At 49.3% G+C, this 4,746-nt stretch carries 3 protein-coding genes and 2 tRNA genes; all 5 read right to left on the bottom strand.

The genetic code is table 11. The features are described from left to right. Positions 1-142 precede the first annotated feature (142 nt). A complete protein-coding gene (locus tag AC58PV_RS35345; protein WP_497437704.1) occupies positions 143-2,143 on the bottom strand; it encodes a transglycosylase domain-containing protein in 2,001 nt (666 codons plus the stop codon). A 122-nt stretch (positions 2,144-2,265) separates the two neighbouring features. After that, on the bottom strand, positions 2,266-3,144 hold the full coding sequence (locus tag AC58PV_RS35350) for an aldo/keto reductase (RefSeq protein WP_497437705.1): 879 nt from the start codon (positions 3,142-3,144) through the stop codon (positions 2,266-2,268). Between the two features lie 71 nt (positions 3,145-3,215). Continuing rightward, positions 3,216-4,514, bottom strand: a complete 1,299-nt coding sequence (locus AC58PV_RS35355) for an MFS transporter (protein ID WP_497437706.1) — start codon at positions 4,512-4,514, stop codon at positions 3,216-3,218. 30 nt (positions 4,515-4,544) lie between these two features. Then, positions 4,545-4,618: transfer RNA gene (locus AC58PV_RS35360), tRNA-Pro, on the bottom strand. 20 nt (positions 4,619-4,638) lie between these two features. Beyond that, a tRNA-Arg gene (locus tag AC58PV_RS35365) sits at positions 4,639-4,715 on the bottom strand. Positions 4,716-4,746: the final 31 nt, after the last annotated feature.

Genomic DNA, 4,746 nt, shown 5'->3' on the forward strand with positions numbered 1-4,746 from the left:
CAGCCATTGGATTTCGCCAATGTCTGTCTGCTAGCTACGGGGCGGCTTGGTCCTTACCCCGACCGAACTTTCATCGGTTAGATGTACCTAGCTTAGCTAGGCACGCAACTGGAGAAAATCCATCTATTCAGACCCCACTAGTTCATTTCTTCTTCTCTTTACCGTGTCCACGTCCTGGTTCATCAGGCTTGTGCGGCTCCTTCTCAGGCTTTCCTGGGGGATGTGGCTGTTCCGACTGTTGGCTCTTCTGAGGAACCTCAACACTCATCGGAATATCAAAAGGAACAACAGGTGTTTGAGCTAACGCACGGCTCAGCATCTCACGAAATAATACAGCAGGCACGGCCCCACCCGATGTTGTCAAATAATGTGTCGCGTCCGTTCGGTCATAACCAACCCATACCGCTGCCGTTAACTCCGGCGTATAGCCAACGAACCATGCATCCTTGGCACTTCCGCTGCCAATCCCCTCAAACTCCTTCGTCGCTGGCAGCTGAGTCGTACCTGATTTACCAGCCACGGGACGATCCATAGCGGCGTTCTTCCCTGTCCCCTGCGCGACAGCCGTTTGCAGCATCGCCGTCATCGTAGCAGCCGTTTCGGCATGCATCACCGATTGTCCCTTCCCTTTCGCTTGTACAAGCAGATGTCCGTCATTCGTCTCGATTTTGGCGATCAAATGCGCAGGGTTTAAGACACCCTTCGCTGCAAAAGCACTAAAAGCTTGCGCCATCTGTAGTGGAGAAACACCCTCAGAAAGCCCGCCAAGCGCAATACCCAACTGCCGGTCTTGTGCCGGTAAAGTTATCCCCAACGACTTCGCAAACTTCAAGCCATTGTCGATGCCGATCTCATGCAACAACCAGACTGCCGGGATATTCCATGATGATGTAATAGCCGCTAGCATCGATACTTCTCCCCTTGATTGATGATCCCAATCTTGCGGCTGATAGCCTTCAATATTCAATGGCCCATCGAACAGCATAGAGGACGGCTTGTAGCCTAACTCCAGCGCAGGTCCATACACAGCAATTGGCTTAAAAGCGGAGCCCGGCTGTCTTCTCAACTGTGTGGCCCGATTGAAGCCTCGAAACACGCCCTCCCCACGCCCACCGGCTAGTGCTCTAACACCGCCGGATTTGGGGTCGACTATAGCAGCTCCACTCTGAATGAGTTGATCTGACTTGCTTTCTGGGAACAGGCTATCATTGTTAATCACATCGATAACTGCTTGCTGCACCGTAGGATCTAGCTCCGTCGTAATCCGCAAGCCGCCAGTTAGCAATTGTTCTTCTGTAAAACCATAGAGGGTTACAGCCTCATCAATGACAGCATCTACATAAGCTCGATTTCTCCCTTTGGCCTCATCGGTATGGTCCGTCTTCACGGCTCCAAGTGGCGAAGCATCCGCCTTCTCGTATTCTAGCTGCGTGATTTTACCTTCCTTCAGCATCAACTTAAGAACTGTAGTCCTTCTTTCCAGTGCTTGCTCTTCATTTTGAAAAGGGGAGTAATGGCTCGGAGCCTTCGGCAATGCCGCCAAAACCGCAGCTTCCGGCAAGGTAATCTCGCTCACATTTTTATTCCAATACGTCTTCGCAGCCCCTTGTACACCCCAACTGCCCTCTCCGAAATAAATCTTATTCAGATACATTTCCAGAATCTCATCCTTGCTGTAGCTAGTCTCAATTTTGATGGCGTAGGCGGCTTCCCGCAATTTTCGACCGACCGTTTTATCAGCTGTAAGGAAAATATTGCGAGCTAACTGCTGCGTGATCGTACTAGCCCCCTCGGAGTAACTACCTTTGAGCACATCTCGGGCTACAGCACGGAAGATGGACTTTATATCTACACCCCTATGCGTATAGAAACGGCGATCCTCTACCGCGACAATCGCATCAATCAGCTCCTGTGGGATTTCTTTCAAACTGACAGCATCGATTTTTGACGCCGACAACTGTGAAGCAATTTGCCCATTCTTATCAAGCACAACGGACGCTTCTGGAAGCGGCTGATTCAACAGAGACACATCAAGTCCTTTTATGTACATATAACTCATTAACGTCATGACCACACTCACAAGTAGGACTATGCCAACACCAACTTGCCAAAAGCGCCGAGGTATTGCCTTTATTTTTAACATCCTAATTCCCCCTATCGTACCTTCATAGCTATTCGTACGGGGGCTCCATTAAGTGTCGTATGTGCACAAATAGACACAAAAAAGCCTTCAACCCATATGAACAGGCTGAAGGCTCCCTATCGTTAAGCAATCGACGTCGGCGCTCCAAACACACTCGTATATCCGCTAATTCCACCCAAAATCCGTTCCATATCCGCTTTGCTCATTGTACCGTAACGCTCTACGGCATCTACGATTTTGGGAAATAAATGCACATCCCCCGCACTCGCGAATCCACTTATACTTGGAAACGACAGCACGAAGTGCACACAAGCATCGATAATCTCCTGCTGATCAAAAGGCTCATACCACGTCGCATACGGACGCTCCGCCCCTTCTATCCAAGGTGCCTTTGCAATGGCTTTGATGACCCTAATCGCCGTCTTCTCCTTGCTCGCTGCTTCCATCAGTGCATCTACATCCTCACGATACTCTGGTAGGCTATACATATAGTAGTTCAATGGGAATAGTAGGGTGGCAAAAGGGTACGTCCGAAGCGCTTCCAACTGAACCGCTGGTGCTTGATGCCCGTGGCCTGTAATCCCGATCTCCTTCACAATACCCTCGCTTTGCGCTTCTAATGCTGCTTCCAGCGATCCGCCTTTGGCGGTGCAGCGATCCAATTCCTCCATCGACCCCACCGCATGCAATTGCAGCAAGTCTACGGAATCGACCTTCATTCTCTCCAAGGAGCGGTAGATTTCTTCCTTTGCTTCCTTTTTGTTTCTTTGCCCTGTTTTGGTGGCTAAAAAAATATCATTCCGCACCCGGCTAATCGTCGGGCCCATCCGTACCTCTGCGTCTCCATAGCTCGCCGCTGTATCGAAATGATCCACGCCATGTGCCAGCGCGAAAGCGATCGAGGCATCCGCCTCCTCTTGTGTGACCTGTCCAAGACTAGCTGCGCCAAACATCAATACAGAGGTTTCCCTATTCAATCGACCTACTGTTCTCTTCAACATCTTAGATTTGCTCCTTCTATCATTGAGTTGTGTGTATTCTCTTTATTCACAAATCTTTGTCTCTTGAAACATTAGTCTGTCGATATCTGTTTCGTTTGCTTCCGAAGTTTAACCTGCAACAAGACAGCTGCTAGCAATAACGCACATCCTGTTAACAAAAATACGGAATGAATCCCAACTAAGCCACCTAGGAATCCACCTATTAACGGACCGACCATCATCCCCAGTTGATTCGACGTTTGGTTAAGACTCATCGCTCTCCCTCGGAAGTCAGCATCGGACGCTTTCACAATAAGCGCACTCAAGGCCGGATACACCGCCGCGAAGAATAGCCCATAGCTAAAACGCAGCACACCGAAGCCAATTAAACTATGTACCGCCAATTGCAGCAAATTCCCAATGCCGCCGCCGATTAAACCTATAAGCAGCGTTTTGTCATAGCCGATTCGCTGGCCGATAATGCCCCATCTTGAGCCCATGATGACAGTAGCCACACCTGCAGCGGAGAAAATAATGCCTGAACTCAAGGACGCCCCCTTGGCGCTTCCGCCGATTTGTACCACATAGATCGTTAAAAGCGGTTCCAAAATCATCACCGAAGTTGCCACTAATAGGGTTAAACCGAAAATCGACAACAACTGCTTATTAGCAGTCGCTTGCTTAATATCCTGAAGCACACTGGGGCGTGCCCCTGCCTTCTTATGGTGGACTTCCTTCACGCCGATGACAGCGATCACTGCAGAGATGAGTACCACAAACCCAGAAGCCAAGAAACATTCTCTCGTCCCGACCCAATGGCTGAGCATGCCTCCGAACAAAGGGCCTAGAATACTCCCGGCCGCCGTCGCCGTTGACATAACACTCAGAGCATAACCAACATGTTTCTCTGGTGTGTTCGTACTCACTAATGCCATCGATGCGGGGATATAACCCGCCATAAGTCCCTGCAGAACACGAACAACAATAAACGTATACGGATCATTTACGAAATAGTTAAGAAAATAGACCGCGCTTAAGCTCAGTCCTGAACGAAGCAGCATCGGCTTCCTGCCATATTTGTCAGCTAAGGAACCCCAATAAGGCGCGATCACTGCACTTGCAAGAAAGCTCACCGAGAACGTGATTCCCGACCATGCCTCCAAACCGCTATGTATACCTAAGTCCTCTTGTAAAAAAATAGGGATGAACGGGATCGAGAGTGTATACGCCATCGCGCAAAAAAATGCCCCAATCCATAAAATAAATAGATTCCGTCTCCAGCGTAGTTCCATCTTGTAGCCCTCCTCCTTGTCTACTATACACCAAGAGAAACTTGAATCCCAGTTAATCCTAGACCGGAATGCACAAAAAAAGCATAGACACATCAGCATGATGCTGACTGTCTATGCTTACTTTTTGAATCGGGACGACACGATTTGAACATGCGACCCCCTGCTCCCAAAGCAGGTGCTCTACCAAGCTGAGCTACGTCCCGATACAATGTTGATAAAAAAATGGCGCGCCCTGAGAGATTCGAACTCCCGACCTTTTGATTCGTAGTCAAATACTCTATCCAGCTGAGCTAAGGGCGCATAAAACTTTGGAGCGGAAGACGGGGATCGA

This window comes from Paenibacillus sp. J22FR83 (assembly GCF_059691955.1).